The organism is Pseudomonas sp. NFX15 (genome assembly GCF_049132105.1).
Lineage (GTDB): Bacteria > Pseudomonadota > Gammaproteobacteria > Pseudomonadales > Pseudomonadaceae > Aquipseudomonas.
The window spans coordinates 155421-169818 of record NZ_JAFMPV010000002.1 but is presented as its reverse complement, the minus strand read 5'-3'; the positions used below and the strand labels follow the sequence as shown (position 1 = coordinate 169818).

Sequence of the window (14398 nt, the reverse complement as noted above, 5' to 3'; positions counted from 1 at the left end):
GAGCTGGCTTGCCAGCGAAGAGGACCCCAGATGTTGTGTTGTCAGTGAAGACGCCTTCGCTGGCAAGCCAGCTCCTACAGGGTTTGATGGCGATCACCCTGCCGGGTAGCCAACGGAATAACGAGGACATCATGCGTACAATTCTATTCAGCAGCCAGAATTACGATCGCGACAGCTTTCTCGCGGCCGAACAACCGGCCGGCATCGAGCTGCAATTCCAGCCTGCACGCCTGAGTCTCGATACCGCGGCGCTCGCCCAGGGTTACGAGGCGGTCTGCGCCTTCATTAATGATGACCTCGGCGCGCCAGTGCTCGAATGCCTGGCGGCCGGCGGCACCCGCCTGATCGCCCTGCGTTCGGCCGGCTACAACCACGTCGACCTGCCAACGGCAAAGCGCCTGGGTCTGGACGTCGTGCGGGTCCCGGCCTATTCGCCCCACGCCGTGGCCGAACACGCGGTGGCGCTGATCCTCGCGCTCAACCGGCGCCTGCACCGGGCCTACAACCGCACCCGCGAAGGCGATTTCAGGCTTCAGGGGCTGACCGGTTTCGACCTGGTGGGCAAGACCGTCGGCGTGGTCGGCACGGGTCAGATCGGCGCGACCTTCGCCAAAATCATGCACGGCTTCGGCTGCCAGTTGCTGGCCTATGACCCCTCCCCCAACCCGCAAGTCGAAGCCCTCGGCGCGCGCTACCTGAACTTGCCGCAACTGCTGGCCGAAGCGCAGATCATCAGCCTGCACTGCCCGCTCAATGAGCAAAGCAAGCACTTGATCAACCGCGAATCGCTGGCGCACATGCAACCGGGCGCGATGTTGATCAATACCGGGCGCGGCGGCCTGGTGGACACGCCGGCGTTGATCGACGCCTTGAAGGACGGGCGTCTGGGCTATTTGGGGCTGGATGTGTATGAGGAAGAGGCACAACTGTTCTTCGAAGACCGCTCCGACCTGCCGCTTCAGGACGATGTGCTGGCGCGGCTGCTGACCTTCCCCAACGTGATCGTCACCGCGCACCAGGCCTTCCTGACCCGTGAGGCGCTGGACGCGATTGCCACCACAACTTTGCGCAATATCGCCGCCTGGTTGGCCGGCACCCCGCAAAACCGGGTCACGGGCGACTGAAACGGATCGAAGGTCATCTGCCTGCGCGATGCGGCGTGCGAGCCCGTGCTAGCATATCGCGCATATTTGGAGGACCCATGGTCGAACACGATTTCCGCTACAGCCTGATGAACCCGCAACACACCCTCACCGAATGCCGCGCCCTGGTGCCGGGGCGTTATCAGGTCACCGGCAACGGTGGCTCGATTCGCAACAACGACGTGCTGGTCGTGACCCTCAAGGGTGCCAAGGACTTGTCCATGCGCCTGACCGTCGAAACGGTTCGCCACCTGATCAATCCGCCGGGCCAATGGGTCGCGGTTGCCAGTGGCCCGGTGTTCGGCGAACTGGCGATTCACACCTGGCAAGTGAACTGCGACAGCTGCGCCAAAGAGCTGAGCTTCGAGTTCGCGGTCGACGCCAAACTGGGCAACAAGGCTGAAAAACCGGCCGCCACGGCGCGGATTGCCGAGCTGGGCTGGACCACCGTCGGCGAGAAACACCTGTGCCCGAAATGCCAGGAGCCCGCGTGATGAAACGCCTCGCCCTGGCCGGCATGGTCGGCGCCAGCCTGCTGGGCTGCGCCGCCGAGCCGGTGCAACTTGAACACAATCGCAGCTACATCCTGGAATGGATCGGCGAACGGCCATTGATGGACTACAGCCACCTGACCATCACCCTCGGTGACGACGGTCGAGCCTACGGCAATGGCGGCTGCAACCACTGGTTCGCACCGTACACGCTCGAAGGCGACAAGCTGACGTTCGGCAAAATCGGCAACACCCGCAAACTCTGTGCACCGGCGCTGATGGAGCAGGAAAAGCGCTTCCTCCAGGCCCTGGAAGGCGTGCAGCGTTGGGACGTTTCCCCCATCGAGCAAATGCGTTTCTGGCCCGCCGAAGGCAAGCCGTTGCGCTGGTGGCTTGAAGAGGGTTGATCGCTCAACCCTGTAAGAGCCGGCTTGCCGGCGAAGACGGTGGATCAATCAACAATGATTTCACCTGACACACCGCTTTCGCCGGCAAGCCGGCTCCTACAAGTTCTTCGCTACCGATCAGTTCTTCGCCTGCAACGCCTCAAGCTTCGCCATCACCCCCGCCGCCGTCTGCTCGCCCATCAACTGCTCGCGCACCTTGCCCTTGTTATCGATGATGTAGGTCACCGGCAACGCTTCACTGCGCGGCAGATCGAACACATCGGTCGGATCCTGGGCCAGTACGGTGAACTTGATGCCAAGCTTCTCGCTGGCACTTTTAAGCTCGGTGCCCTGCACGTTGTCGAAATTCACCCCGAACACACCAATCTTCTTGTCCTTGAGCTGCTCGGCCAGGGTGTTCAATTCCGGAATTTCGGTACGGCACGGTCCGCACCATTCCGCCCAATAGTTGAGCACCAGCCATTTGCCATCCAGACGATTGGCAGCGATCTTGTGACCGTCCTGGTCGATACCATAGTCATTCCCGCAGCCCCCCAGCATCAACGCCCCGATGATCGCCAATACTGCTGCCAGTCGCCTTGTCATGTCGTGTTCCTTGTCAAAAATTGAATGCGCCTGCGACCCATCGCCTCTCACGGTTCTGGAATGCGCGCTGCACAGTTAGAATAGCCGCCACCTTACGCAAGATGCGACCCGCTCATGACCGATCTGACGCTTTATCACAACCCGCGCTGCTCGAAATCGCGCGGTGCGCTCGAACTGCTGGAGGCCCGTGGCCTGGCCCCGACCGTGGTCCGCTACCTGGAAACGCCGCTGGACGCCGCGCAAATCCAGAGCTTGCTGGGCAAACTCGGCATCAGCGCCCGGCAATTGCTGCGCACCGGCGAAGATGAGTACAAAACCCTCAACCTGGCCGACAACAGCCTGAGCGAAGCGCAGTTGCTCGCCGCCATCGCCGCCCACCCGAAACTGATGGAACGACCGATTCTCGAAGTCGGCGACAAAGCCATCATCGGTCGCCCACCGGAACAGATCCTGGAACTGTTGCCATGAGTGCGCCGTACATTCTGGTCCTGTATTACAGCCGCAGCGGCTCGACCAACGAAATGGCCCGGCAGATTGCCCGTGGCGTGGAACAGGCCGGACTTGAGGCGCGCCTGCGTACGGTGCCGGCGATTTCCACCGAGTGCGAAGCCGTGTCACCGTCGATTCCCGACGAAGGCGCGCTGTATGCCAGTCTCGATGACCTGAAGAACTGCGCCGGCCTGGCGCTCGGCAGCCCGACGCGCTTCGGCAACATGGCCGCGCCGCTCAAGTACTTCCTCGACGGCACCAGCAACCTGTGGCTGACCGGCGCGCTGGTCGGCAAACCCGCGGGCGTCTTCACTTCCACCGCCAGCCTGCACGGCGGCCAGGAAACCACGTTGCTGTCGATGATGTTGCCGTTGCTGCACCACGGCATGCTCATCACCGGCCTGCCCTACAGCGAGTCTGCCTTGCTGGAAACCCAGGGCGGCGGCACGCCGTACGGCGCCAGCCATCACGCCGGTGCCGATGGCAAAAACGGCCTTAATGCCCATGAAGTGGCGCTATGCCGTGCACTCGGCCTGCGCCTGGCCAGGACCGCGCAGAAACTGGAGCGCTGACGTGGCGAAAAAACCGAAGGTTTTACCCGCCATCGACTGGCTCGAACCACGGGTGCGGGCGATGCGCGTGATCAGCCTGCTGTGCTTCCTGGGTCTGGTCGGGCTGCTGTGCGTCTACTACCTGATTGTCGCCGACCTGCACGGCGCCCGGCCGTGGGTGATTCTGCTGATCGAATTGGTGCCGCTGCTGATTCTGGCACCCGGCATGCTCGTCGGCAGTCCTCGCGGGCATTCGTGGATGTGCTTCGTGGTGAACCTGTATTTCATCAAGGGCGCGCTGGCGGCTTACGATCCCAATCGAAATATCTTCGGCTTGCTGGAGATGGGCGCGAGCCTGGCGGTGTTTTGTTCGGCGTTGTTGTTTGTGCGGTGGCGGTATCAGTTGAATCGTAAATTGGCTGGCGAAGGCGAACCCTCCGTCGCCTGAACGGACGCCTTCGCTGGCAAGCCAGCTCCTACAGGGTTAGGCGTCGTTCACATAGTTTGGAGATACCTGTAGGAGCTGGCTTGCCAGCGAATGGCCCGACTCGGTCTTAATGATTCACTGTGTAAGCCAGCATCATGGAGATCTGGCTCATCGCCCGCCCGCCACTTTCCTCATGCCACTGGTTGAACACATCCTGCACCAATGCAAGGTCGCGCAGGCTGGTCGGCACTTTGTCGACGATCTTCTGCGCATTCAGCGCCGCCACCACGTCGTAGCTCGGTACAAAGGTGTCCTTGCCGACCATCCGCAAGAAACGCGGGGCCGACAGGCCGCCCAACTGATGGCCGCGCTTTTTCAGGAGGGTCCAGAGCCCGACGATATCGGTCACGGGCCAATCGGCGATCAGCGCGCCGAAACTGCCCTTTTCATGGGCCACATCCAAGATGAACTGCGCGTTGCGCGGCACGCTCTTGAGCTTGCCCAGGTGGCGGATGATCCGCGCGTCCTGCATCAGGCGCTCAAGGTGTTCGGCGCTCATCAACACGACTTTTTCCGGGTCGAACTTGAAGAACACTTCCTCGAAGGCCGGCCACTTGGCATCCACCAGGCTGTGCTTGAGCCCGGCGCGAAACACCCGCAGTGCCATCGTCGAGAGGTAGCGATCGTCGCTGATCTTGCGCAGTTGCGCGCAAGTTTTTGGAACGGGCAGATGGGCTTCCAGTTCAGCCGCCGAACCGAAGCGGTTCAGACAGTATTCATTGAGCCACTTGTAATCGCGCATGCCCTCTCCAGTAATTTGAAATAAAACGAAAATTCTGTGGGAGCGAGCCTGTGGCGAGGGGGCTTGCCCCCGTTGGGCTGCGAAGCGGCCCCAAGATCTCCGATGTACCAACGATCTTGTGAGTGCAGCGCACTCAAACGGGGGCAAGCCCCCTCGCCACAGGCTCACTCCTACAGTTTTTGGCTAGAGGTTGACGACGTTGACGAAGCGCGAAGCTGCGGACTCGTCGATCTTGAGGCTGGTGAAGTCAAACAGGTTGCGGTCCGCCAGCTGCGACGGGATCACGTTCTGCAGGCTGCGGAAAATGCTTTCGGTACGGCCCGGGGTCTTGCGCTCCCAGTCCTGCAGCATGTCCTTGACCACCTGGCGCTGCAGGTTCTCCTGGGAACCACATAGATTGCACGGGATGATCGGGAACTGCTTGAAGTCGGAGTAGGCCTGGATGTCTTTTTCGTTGCAGTAGGCCAGCGGGCGGATCACCACGTTACGCCCATCGTCGGCGCGCAGCTTGGGCGGCATGGCCTTGAGCGAACCGTTGAAGAACATGTTGAGAAAGAACGTCTCGACGATGTCGTCGCGGTGGTGACCGAGGGCCATCTTGGTCGCGCCGATTTCATCGGCGAAGGTGTACAGCGTGCCGCGACGCAGGCGCGAGCACAGTGAGCATGTGGTCTTGCCTTCCGGGATCAGCTCCTTGACCACCGAGTAGGTGTCTTTCTCGACGATGTGGTACTCGACGCCCAGCGCCTTGAGGTAGGCCGGCAATACGTGTTCCGGAAAGCCTGGCTGCTTCTGGTCCATGTTCACGGCGACGACCTCGAACTTGATCGGCGCGACCTTCTGCAAGTGCATCAGCACATCGAGCATGGTGTAGCTGTCCTTGCCACCGGACAGGCAGACCATGACCTTGTCGCCGTCTTCAATCATGTTGAAATCGGCAACGGCCTCACCGGCCTGGCGGCGTAGGCGCTTTTGCAGTTTGTTCTGGTTGACCGTGAGAGTGCCCATGACGCGAAATCCGTAAGGTGTGACGAAAGGCGGGCATTTTACGCAAATTCCTCGCACTTGTGGCGAGGGGCTTGCTGTGGCGGGGGGGCTTGCCCCCGTTGGGCCACGAAGTGGCCCTGATGGCAGGCAGCCTGCTCCTACATTGATTCCTGTACAGACCCCGCCGCAATTAACAGCTGTGTTTACAGCGCAATTTGCTCTAAAGCCCCTACTTCCTCCAGGGAAACTCCTTTCTATACTGCGACATAAGGTCGCATTTTAATTTCAGACCTATGACTTGCTTGGGCGCATTGGCCCGTAAGCGCTCCGCTGGGGGGCGATGGTAAAAACAAGAGGAGTGACTGGCATGATCCATCACGTAGTGGGGCTCTTCACCCACCCTGACCAAGAATGGAAAGAAATTCGTGGCGACCAAGAGGAAAGCATCAGCCACATGTACCTGACCCATACCCTGATCCTGGCGGCAATTCCTGCCGTGTCGGCCTTTATCGGCACGACCAAGGTCGGCTGGGTGATCGGCAGTCGCGCTCCGGTGATGCTGACGGTGGAAAGCGCCGTGTGGATGACCATCATGTCGTACCTGGCCATGCTCGGCGGTGTCGCGGTGATGGGCGCCTTCATTCACTGGATGGCCCGTACCTATGACGCCAACCCGAGCCTGGCGCGCTGCGTGGCGTTTGCCACCTACACCGCTACCCCACTGTTCATTGGCGGCCTCGCCGCGCTGTACCCGCACATGTGGCTGGGGATGATCATCGGTACCGCGGCCATTTGCTACACCGTGTACCTGCTGTATGTGGGCTTGCCCACTTTCATGAACATTCCCAATGACGAGGGCTTTCTGTTTTCAAGTTCGGTGCTCGCCGTAGGCCTGGTGGTGCTGGTCGCCATCATGGCGTTCACCGTGATTGTCTGGGGACTCGGCGTGGGGCCGGTCTACACCAATTAGCCGTGCATCAATCATAATCAGAAACTGCCAACACAGGCCGCCGCAAGGCGGCCTTTTAATTCTTCAGGAACGATAAAAACCGCAACCATTCGGCACCCTGGCGATTCGCAAGCTACCGGGGTTACGGCATACTCGACCGCTCTGGAGATCCATCAAGCATGCCCGAGCAACTCAATACCCGCGTTGAAGACTGTTTCAAACTTGCCGAATCCTTTTTCAAACGACCTTTCAAACGCCCCGTCGTGAGCCTCAAGCTTCGCGGGCAAAAAGCCGGTGTGGCGCACTTGCACGAAAACCTGCTGCGCTTCAATCCGCAGTTGTACCGGGAAAACACCGAAGACTTTCTCAAGCAAACCGTGGCCCATGAGGTCGCTCACCTGATCGCCCATCAATTGTTCGGCGACCGCATCCAGCCCCATGGCGAAGAGTGGCAATTGATCATGCGCGGCGTGTACGAACTGCCGCCCAACCGCTGCCACACCTACGACGTCAAGCGCCGCAGCGTGACCCGCTATATCTACAAATGCCCATGTGCCGACAGCGATTTCCCGTTCTCGGCCCAGCGTCATGGCCTGGTGCGGCAGGGACGACGGTATTTGTGCCGCCGGTGTCGCAATACCCTGGTGTTCAGTGGGGAGATGCGGGTCGAGTAGTGGGATGTTCTGTGTGAGTGCCGCCGCCATCGCGAGCAGGCTCGCTCCTACAGGGAAATGCGATCTATTGTAGGAGCGAGCCTGCTCGCGAAGAGGCCGGGACTGACATTAGAGAATCACCCTGGCTCGACGCAACTCAGCAATCCGCTCAACCCCCAACCCCAACTCCGCCAACACCTGATCCGTATGCTGCCCCAGCGCTGCACCCATATGCCTGGGCGCCGGCAAGCCCTGGGAAAACTTCAGCGGGCAGGCCATCTGCGCCTGACTCGAACCATCGCCACGCGGCACTTGCGCCACCAGTTCGCGCGCCTGCAACTGCGGGTGGCGCAGCGCTTCGCCCAGGCTCAACACCGGCTCGACACACGCATCCAACCCTGCGAACAGTGCACACAACTCGGCAAAATCATGCTTTTCAAACTCGACCTTCAACGCCTCTTTAAGCCGTGCCTGCTGCGCAGGTTTGGGCGACAGGCCTAGGCTGGCCATTTCCTCCAGCCCCAACGCCGTACACAACGACCGCATGAATGCCGGCTCCAGGCTGCCCACCGACAACCAGCGCCCATCCCGCGAGCGGTAATAATCGTAGAAGCTGCCGCCGTTGAGCATCTGGTCCTCCGGCCCCGGCTCGACGCCACAGGCCAGATACCCGGCGCCCGCCATCGCATTGAGGCTGAATGCGCAGTCAGTCATGCTCACGTCCAGGTGCTGGCCCTGACCGGTTTGCTGTCGGGCAATGACCGCCGCCAGCAACCCGATCACCCCGTGCAGCGAGCCACCGGCGACATCCGCCACCTGCATACCCAAGGGTAGCGGCCCGCTGTCGGCGCGGCCGGTGTAGCTCGCCAACCCGGACAGGGCCAGGTAATTGATGTCGTGGCCGGCGCGATCCTTATAGGGGCCGGTCTGGCCGTAGCCGGTGATCGACACGTAGATCAGCTTCGGATTGATCGCCTTCAGCGCTTGGTAACCCAGGCCCAGGCGATCCATGACACCGGGACGAAACTGCTCGAGGATGATGTCGTGGTCCTGCACCAACGACTTGATAACCTCCAGCGCCTCAGGCTGCTTGAGGTCCAGGGCAAGGCTGCGCTTGTTGCGATTGAGGTAAGCGTGGCTGGCTGACACGCCCTGATCGTGAGGCGGCAACACCCGCAACAGGTCCGTGCGACTGGGTGATTCGATGCGCAACACCTCGGCGCCCATGTCCGCCAGCAGCAACGAGGCGAACGGCCCCGGCAGCAGTGTCGAGAAATCCAGAACCTTGAGTGATGCCAATGGACCAAGCATGAACGTTCTCCCTTAACGATGCTTCCAGCCTAGGCAGCCGACGGCATTGCAGCAATCACCTTACGCGCCACATGCAGTGACCGTAGCGCTCAAATCCCGGACATGAAAAAACCCGCCGAAGCGGGTTTCTCCTGACGCAAGGTCTTACTTGACGTTGCTTGGGGTCGGGCCTTCGGCCACGCCCAGGTCATCTTCCTTACGTTCATCGGCGATACCGCGACCGCCCGAGGCCAGTTCGGCCTGCAGCACGTCGGTGTCCAGTTCCTTGACCCACTTGGCCACGACGATGGTGGCGACGGCGTTGCCGACCAGGTTGGTCAGGGCACGGGCTTCGGACATGAAACGGTCGATGCCGAGGATCAGCGCCAGGCCGGCAACCGGCAGGTGGCCCACTGCAGACAGGGTTGCGGCCAGCACGATAAAACCGCTACCGGTCACGCCCGCAGCGCCTTTGGACGACAGCAGCAACACCACCAGCAGGGTGATCTGGTGGGTGATGTCCATGTGGCTATCGGTGGCCTGGGCAATGAACACCGCGGCCATGGTCAGGTAGATCGCGGTACCGTCGAGGTTGAACGAGTAACCGGTCGGGATCACCAGGCCGACGACGGATTTCTTCGCGCCCAGGCGTTCCATCTTGATCAGCATGCGTGGCAGCACCGATTCCGAAGAAGAAGTACCCAGCACGATCAGCAGTTCTTCACGGATGTAGCGAATCATCTTCAGCACGCTGAAACCGTGGAAGCGGGCGATGGAGCCCAGAACGATCAGGATGAACAGCAGGCAAGTGATGTAGAAGCAAGCCATCAGTTGACCCAACTGTACCAGCGAGCCGACACCGTAGGCACCGATGGTGAACGCCATGGCACCGAAGGCACCGATCGGCGCGAGCTTCATGATCATGTTGATGATGTTGAACATCACGTGGGCGAAGCGATCGATGAAGTCCAGCAGCGGCTTGCCGTAGTCACCCAGGCGATGCAGGGCGAAACCGAAGATCACCGAGAACATCAGTACTTGCAGGATGTCACCGGTGGCGAACGCACCGACGATGGTGCTCGGGATCACGTTCAGCAGGAAGCCGACGACGCTTTGATCCGCACCGGCCGCGACATAGCTGGCGACTTTGGAGGCATCCAGGGTGGCGACGTCGATGTGCATGCCGGCACCTGGCTGCACGATGTTGACCACGACCAGGCCGACCAGCAAGGCAATGGTCGAGACAATTTCGAAGTACAGCAGCGCGTAGCCACCGGTCTTGCCCACCGACTTCATGCTCTGCATGCCGGCGATACCGCTGACGACGGTACAGAAGATGATCGGGGCAATGATCATCTTGATCAGTTTGATGAACCCGTCACCCAGTGGTTTGACCGCCACACCAAGCTGTGGATAGTAGTGACCGAGTGCGATACCGATGACAATTGCAACGATCACCTGGAGATACAGGGATTTGTACAGTGGCTGACGAGTCGTCATTGCAAAGTTCCTCAAGGGTGCCGGGAGACAACATCCATCTGCTGCCCATGACACCGCAATTGCGAACCCTCCTGCACTGGAGGGATTTGTTTTTCGAGCCGCACGCCGGCAGGTCTCTTCCCGTTACTTCGCAAGCCCCGTGCCACCTTCGACAAATCACCCGCAAGCCTTTTAACATCAGGGGTTACAGGGATTTCCGGGTCATCAAACGGCTAACATCTGGTGGCGGATTTCCGCCTTTGAGCGTCAACCGGTCCTGCAATCTGGCGGATATCCGCCCTGTTCATGCCCTCACCGCACAGCTACCATCCGTCGCTCAACGGTCGGATCAACCCGCTATGCGTGAACGTACCATCGCCAGTCATTTCGCCCGCGCCGTCCTCGGTGGCGCGCGTCGGCACGGCTACGACTATTCAGGCCTGCTGCAACAGCTGGGGATCAGCCCCGAGTTGCTGGACGAGCCCAGGGCGCGCATTGCCCCGCAGCTGTTCACCCAACTGATCCAGGCGTTGTGGCTGGCCCTGGACGACGAATACCTGGGGTTCGGGCAAGCCCCGAGCCGGCCGGGCAGCTTCGCGATGATGTGCCATGCCGTGATTCACTGCCGCAGCCTGGATAAGGCACTCAACCGCGGCTTATTGTTTTATAGCCTATTCCCCGGGGCTCCGCGCCTGACCCTCAGCCGTGAAGGTGAATGGGTTCGCCTGAGCCTGGACGACTCGCTGCTGTGGGATCCCGATCATTTCCTCAGCGAGTCGTTGCTGGTGATCTGGCACCGTTTCGGCAGTTGGCTGGTCGGCCAGCGGATTCGCCTGGAGCAGGCGACCTTCAGCTATCCCCGGCCGGAGCATGGCGCCGAATACGATTTGCTGTTTTCCTGCCCGCTGGCGTTTTCCGCGCCCCAGAGCAGCCTGCTGTTTCATAGTCGCTACCTGGCCATGCCGCTGTTGCAGGACGAGCGCACCCTCAAGCATTTCCTCGAACATTCCCCGGCCAACCTGCTGTCGCGTCCGGACGACGGCGACAGTTTGAGCAGCCGCTTGCGGCGCTTACTCAGCCGAGACAGTTCACGCTGGCCGGACCTGGAAGCGGTGGCCGCGCAATGGCACATCAGCCCGCAGACCTTGCGCCGGCATTTGCGCGAAGAGGGGTCGAGTTTTCAGGAATTGAAGGATCAGTTGCGCCGGGACATTGCGATTTATCACCTGGGGCGCGCCGACCTGTCGTTGCAACAGATCGCCGAGCAACTGGGGTTTTCCGAGCCTTCGGCGTTTCACCGGGCATTCAAGAAGTGGACAGGGCTGACACCGGGGGCTTATCGGGCGCAGGAAAATTGAGTTTGCGCCCCGTTTTTTTTTGCAGGCTTCACCGGCCTCTTCGCTGGCAAGCCAGCTCCTACAGGGGACCACAACCCCGTCGGTACACGGTCTACTGTAGGAGCTGGCTTGCCAGCGAAGGGGCCAGCAAGAACACCACCAGACTGCGGGTCAGACCACCGGAAAATGAATCCGGAACGCCGCCCCGCCCATTGGCGAATCCCCCAGCGTCAGCTTGGCGTTGTAGCTCTCGATGATGTCCTTGACCACCGCCAGGCCAATGCCCTGCCCCGGATGCTGGCGGTCCAGGCGTTCGCCGCGTTCAAGGATCCGCGCGCGCTGATCCTGCGGTACACCGGGGCCGTCGTCCTCGACACACAACTCGGTGCCGCTGAGCGTTTCGCGCACGCTGATGCGGATTTCACCCAGGCACAGGCGATAGGCGTTTTCCAGCAGGTTGCCCATCATCTCCAGCAAGGCACCCTGCTCGATCGGCACATAACACGGGTCGGGCAAGTCGAAAGCGACATGCACGCGCTTGTCGCGATAGACCTTGTCCAGCGTGTCGCACAGGCTTTTGAGCACCGGCTGCAAGCGCACCTGATGCCGCACCAGACCGCTTTTGCGCAGGCTGGCACGCTGTAACTGGTAGCTGATCTGTTGGCTCATGCGTTCGATCTGGGTTTGCAGCACCCACGCCTGGTCGCGATTTGCCGGACGCTGGGCCATGTCCTCGCTGACCCCTTGCAACACCGCCAACGGCGTTTTCAGGCTGTGGGCCAAATCATCGAGGGAATCACGGTAGCGACTGCGTTGCTCACGCTCACTGTGCAGCAATCGGTTCAGGGAGCCGGTCAGGCGCAGCAATTCGCGCGGGTGTTCTTCACTGAGGCTTTCGCGGGTGCCGCCTTCGATCTGGTCCAGTTCCTGGCTCAAGCGCCGCAACGCCTGCAAACCCCAGGTCAGGCCGATCCACAACAACGCCAGCAGCACCAGCAGTGCCGCACCAAAGCCCAGGTAGAGATTTTCCCGCAGGCCTTCGAGGGTCCGTTCGTACTCGCGAACCGGTTGCAGCGCGACGATGCTGAACGCTGCACTTTTGCCGCCGAGCAACTTGATCTCGACGTCGTAAACAAAGAATTCCTGGCCATTGGCTTCGCGGATCCGCGCGAACTCATTGCCACGACCGTCGTATCGCGGCTTGTAGTTGATCGGTTCTTCCGGGGTGCCCTTGGAACGCCAGACCAGATGCCCTTCGCGGTCGTAGATGTAGCCGAGCAATCGACTGTCGGTGAGGTTGAAGCGCTCGTCAGGCAATTGCGCCGGCATCTGCAGGTTGTTGTTCTCGATCCGGGCGGCGGAGATCAACGTGTTCACGTCCGAGGCCAGGCGTTGCTCGATTGAATCTTGCAGCGCCAGGCTGAACGCCCCTTGCATGGCCGGCAGCAACGCCAGCATGAACAACACCGCCAACAAGGTGGCGGCGAGCATCAAGCGCAAGCGCAGCGAACGAATCAACTGCAACGCTCATTGAACAGATAGCCGAGGCCGCGCACGGTGTCGATCGGCTTGAATCCGGCCGGCCCTTCCAGTTTGCGGCGCAGGCGGCCGACCAGCACCTCGATCACGTTCGGATCACGCTCGTCGTCGTCCGGGTAGAGTTGCTCCATCAAGCGGTCCTTGGGCACCACTTGCTGATGGTGACGCATCAGGTATTCGAGGATGCGGTACTCGTATGCAGTCAGCGACAGCGGCTGTTCGTCGAGGGACGCCTGTTTGCGATTGAGGTCCAGCAGCAGCGGGCCGGCGACGATGGTCGACTGGGTGAAACCACTGGAGCGACGCAGCAAGGCATTGAGGCGCGCATCCAGCTCTTCGAACTGGAACGGCTTGACCACATAATCGTCAGCGCCGGCGGCCAGGCCTTCGACCTTGTCCTGCCAGTTGCCGCGCGCGGTGAGGATCAGGATCGGAAAGGTCTTGCCAGTCGAGCGCAACTGGCGGATGAGGTCGAGCCCGCTCATGCCCGGTAAACCGAGGTCGATCACCGCCAGGTCAAAGTTGAACTGCGCGGTCTGGTACAGCGCCTCCTCGGCGTTGGCCACGGACTCAACCACGTGGCCGCTCTCCGTCAGGCGGGTTTGCAGGTGATGACGCAGCAGCGCTTCATCTTCGACGACCAGCAGTTTCATAACGCTCTCCCAGCAAACAACATCTATCATCAACCTCTGAAAAGGCACGACCGATTCAGACGGGCGCCTCAATGGCTTACATGGCAACGCCGGATCAACCGCTCGGGCTGATCCGGCGCTGGCCGGTCACGAAACGCTTGTCAGCAAGCGTAGTTGGCGGACAGTTCACTGCGGGCGTTGCTGCTTGGATAACGGTAACCGAGTTCGGCGCTGAGACCACTGGAAATCCGCAGACTGCCGCCCAGCGTGTCGATCGGATACTTGCCCAAGAGGTCTTCCTGCCGCAGTTTAATGCCGTTGAGCGTACCCGCCACCTTGTTGTACGTGGCGTAGTAATGCCCCTGGGTATTGGGCTGTGCCAGACGCGCCCCCCAGGTGCTGTTTTTGTCGACCCCGCTGTCGGCGCTCGAATAATTGAGGCGCTCGCCGAGGGTGTGGGATTTTTTGACTTTGTCGCGGGTCTGTCCAAGAGACAGGCTGGCGAAGTTGTCGTCAGAAGCGAAGGCCGCGGTGCTCGCGCCCAGAACGGTGAAAGCCAGAATCAGGTTTTTCAAGCCAGTCATTGGGGAGCTTCCTCATGTGCGATTTGCTTTTTGAGTACGGGCAAGGTTACGCAC

The 14398-nt window shown here is 60.8% G+C and carries 17 protein-coding genes; 9 read left to right on the top strand and 8 right to left on the bottom strand.

Features of this window, described 5'->3' with window-relative positions; all coding sequences use genetic code 11:
* The first annotated feature begins 131 nt into the window (after positions 1-131).
* From J1D76_RS02915 to J1D76_RS02905, 3 genes are all read left to right on the top strand, one after another.
* Positions 132-1124, top strand: a complete 993-nt coding sequence (locus J1D76_RS02915; RefSeq protein ID WP_421136944.1) for a 2-hydroxyacid dehydrogenase — start codon at positions 132-134, stop codon at positions 1122-1124.
* 77 nt (positions 1125-1201) lie between these two features.
* Positions 1202-1636: a hypothetical protein gene (locus J1D76_RS02910; protein WP_007988765.1), complete on the top strand. Its 435-nt coding sequence runs from the start codon at positions 1202-1204 to the stop codon at positions 1634-1636.
* The gene (locus tag J1D76_RS02905; RefSeq protein ID WP_421136943.1) at positions 1636-2040 is read left to right on the top strand and encodes an META domain-containing protein; all 405 of its coding nucleotides are present in this window, start codon (positions 1636-1638) and stop codon (positions 2038-2040) included. Before J1D76_RS02910 ends, J1D76_RS02905 begins: the two co-directional genes overlap by 1 nt.
* Before the next feature lie 117 nt (positions 2041-2157).
* On the opposite strand, the gene J1D76_RS02900 is transcribed toward J1D76_RS02905, so the two are convergent.
* Entirely contained in the window at positions 2158-2625 is a 468-nt protein-coding gene (locus J1D76_RS02900; RefSeq protein WP_421136942.1) for a TlpA disulfide reductase family protein, read from the bottom strand.
* 114 nt (positions 2626-2739) lie between these two features.
* Between J1D76_RS02900 and arsC the strand changes: the two genes are divergently transcribed.
* Genes arsC through J1D76_RS02885 form a run of 3 tightly spaced genes read left to right on the top strand, consistent with a single transcriptional unit; the run spans position 2740 to position 4113 of the window.
* The gene (arsC, locus tag J1D76_RS02895) at positions 2740-3093 is read left to right on the top strand and encodes an arsenate reductase (glutaredoxin) (protein WP_421136941.1); all 354 of its coding nucleotides are present in this window, start codon (positions 2740-2742) and stop codon (positions 3091-3093) included.
* Positions 3090-3686, top strand: a complete 597-nt coding sequence (gene wrbA / locus J1D76_RS02890) for an NAD(P)H:quinone oxidoreductase (protein ID WP_421136940.1) — start codon at positions 3090-3092, stop codon at positions 3684-3686. The genes arsC and wrbA overlap by 4 nt, the downstream gene beginning before the upstream one ends.
* Position 3687: 1 nt before the next feature.
* The gene (locus J1D76_RS02885) at positions 3688-4113 is read left to right on the top strand and encodes a DUF2069 domain-containing protein (protein ID WP_421136939.1); all 426 of its coding nucleotides are present in this window, start codon (positions 3688-3690) and stop codon (positions 4111-4113) included.
* 106 nt (positions 4114-4219) lie between these two features.
* Here the strand turns inward: J1D76_RS02885 and J1D76_RS02880 are convergent, their stop codons facing one another.
* A complete protein-coding gene (locus J1D76_RS02880) occupies positions 4220-4894 on the bottom strand; it encodes a DNA-3-methyladenine glycosylase I (protein WP_421136938.1) in 675 nt (224 codons plus the stop codon).
* Between the two features lie 183 nt (positions 4895-5077).
* Entirely contained in the window at positions 5078-5902 is an 825-nt protein-coding gene (ttcA, locus tag J1D76_RS02875; RefSeq protein ID WP_421136937.1) for a tRNA 2-thiocytidine(32) synthetase TtcA, read from the bottom strand.
* A gap of 346 nt (positions 5903-6248) precedes the next feature.
* Between ttcA and J1D76_RS02870 the strand changes: the two genes are divergently transcribed.
* Positions 6249-6851 (top strand): Yip1 family protein, encoded by a 603-nt coding sequence (locus J1D76_RS02870; protein WP_421136936.1) that lies wholly within the window; start codon positions 6249-6251, stop codon positions 6849-6851.
* Positions 6852-7009: 158 nt separating this feature from the next.
* Positions 7010-7504: a SprT family zinc-dependent metalloprotease gene (locus J1D76_RS02865; protein ID WP_421136935.1), complete on the top strand. Its 495-nt coding sequence runs from the start codon at positions 7010-7012 to the stop codon at positions 7502-7504.
* Positions 7505-7612: 108 nt separating this feature from the next.
* On the opposite strand, the gene J1D76_RS02860 is transcribed toward J1D76_RS02865, so the two are convergent.
* The gene (locus tag J1D76_RS02860; protein WP_421136934.1) at positions 7613-8794 is read right to left on the bottom strand and encodes a CaiB/BaiF CoA transferase family protein; all 1182 of its coding nucleotides are present in this window, start codon (positions 8792-8794) and stop codon (positions 7613-7615) included.
* Between the two features lie 144 nt (positions 8795-8938).
* On the bottom strand, positions 8939-10273 hold the full coding sequence (locus tag J1D76_RS02855) for a dicarboxylate/amino acid:cation symporter (protein WP_421136933.1): 1335 nt from the start codon (positions 10271-10273) through the stop codon (positions 8939-8941).
* A 338-nt stretch (positions 10274-10611) separates the two neighbouring features.
* Between J1D76_RS02855 and J1D76_RS02850 the strand changes: the two genes are divergently transcribed.
* Positions 10612-11610, top strand: a complete 999-nt coding sequence (locus J1D76_RS02850; protein ID WP_421136932.1) for an AraC family transcriptional regulator — start codon at positions 10612-10614, stop codon at positions 11608-11610.
* Between the two features lie 150 nt (positions 11611-11760).
* On the opposite strand, the gene J1D76_RS02845 is transcribed toward J1D76_RS02850, so the two are convergent.
* From J1D76_RS02845 to J1D76_RS02835, 3 genes are all read right to left on the bottom strand, one after another.
* The gene (locus J1D76_RS02845) at positions 11761-13107 is read right to left on the bottom strand and encodes an ATP-binding protein (RefSeq protein ID WP_421136931.1); all 1347 of its coding nucleotides are present in this window, start codon (positions 13105-13107) and stop codon (positions 11761-11763) included.
* A complete protein-coding gene (locus J1D76_RS02840) occupies positions 13104-13781 on the bottom strand; it encodes a response regulator (RefSeq protein ID WP_421136930.1) in 678 nt (225 codons plus the stop codon). Before J1D76_RS02840 ends, J1D76_RS02845 begins: the two co-directional genes overlap by 4 nt.
* 140 nt (positions 13782-13921) lie before the next feature.
* Positions 13922-14344, bottom strand: coding sequence for a hypothetical protein (locus tag J1D76_RS02835; RefSeq protein WP_421136929.1), 423 nt, complete (start codon positions 14342-14344; stop codon positions 13922-13924).
* Positions 14345-14398 lie beyond the last annotated feature (54 nt).

Bases quoted from the DNA above. Each gene is read 5' to 3' on its own strand.
- J1D76_RS02915 (WP_421136944.1), top strand. From the start codon at position 132: ATGCGTACAATTCTATTCAGCAGCCAGAATTACGATCGCGACAGCTTT.
- J1D76_RS02910 (WP_007988765.1), top strand. From the start codon at position 1,202: ATGGTCGAACACGATTTCCGCTACAGCCTGATGAACCCGCAACACACC.
- J1D76_RS02905 (WP_421136943.1), top strand. From the start codon at position 1,636: ATGAAACGCCTCGCCCTGGCCGGCATGGTCGGCGCCAGCCTGCTGGGC.
- J1D76_RS02900 (WP_421136942.1), bottom strand. From the start codon at position 2,625: ATGACAAGGCGACTGGCAGCAGTATTGGCGATCATCGGGGCGTTGATG.
- arsC (WP_421136941.1), top strand. From the start codon at position 2,740: ATGACCGATCTGACGCTTTATCACAACCCGCGCTGCTCGAAATCGCGC.
- wrbA (WP_421136940.1), top strand. From the start codon at position 3,090: ATGAGTGCGCCGTACATTCTGGTCCTGTATTACAGCCGCAGCGGCTCG.
- J1D76_RS02880 (WP_421136938.1), bottom strand. From the start codon at position 4,894: ATGCGCGATTACAAGTGGCTCAATGAATACTGTCTGAACCGCTTCGGT.
- ttcA (WP_421136937.1), bottom strand. From the start codon at position 5,902: ATGGGCACTCTCACGGTCAACCAGAACAAACTGCAAAAGCGCCTACGC.
- J1D76_RS02870 (WP_421136936.1), top strand. From the start codon at position 6,249: ATGATCCATCACGTAGTGGGGCTCTTCACCCACCCTGACCAAGAATGG.
- J1D76_RS02865 (WP_421136935.1), top strand. From the start codon at position 7,010: ATGCCCGAGCAACTCAATACCCGCGTTGAAGACTGTTTCAAACTTGCC.
- J1D76_RS02860 (WP_421136934.1), bottom strand. From the start codon at position 8,794: ATGCTTGGTCCATTGGCATCACTCAAGGTTCTGGATTTCTCGACACTG.
- J1D76_RS02855 (WP_421136933.1), bottom strand. From the start codon at position 10,273: ATGACGACTCGTCAGCCACTGTACAAATCCCTGTATCTCCAGGTGATC.
- J1D76_RS02850 (WP_421136932.1), top strand. From the start codon at position 10,612: ATGCGTGAACGTACCATCGCCAGTCATTTCGCCCGCGCCGTCCTCGGT.
- J1D76_RS02840 (WP_421136930.1), bottom strand. From the start codon at position 13,781: ATGAAACTGCTGGTCGTCGAAGATGAAGCGCTGCTGCGTCATCACCTG.
- J1D76_RS02835 (WP_421136929.1), bottom strand. From the start codon at position 14,344: ATGACTGGCTTGAAAAACCTGATTCTGGCTTTCACCGTTCTGGGCGCG.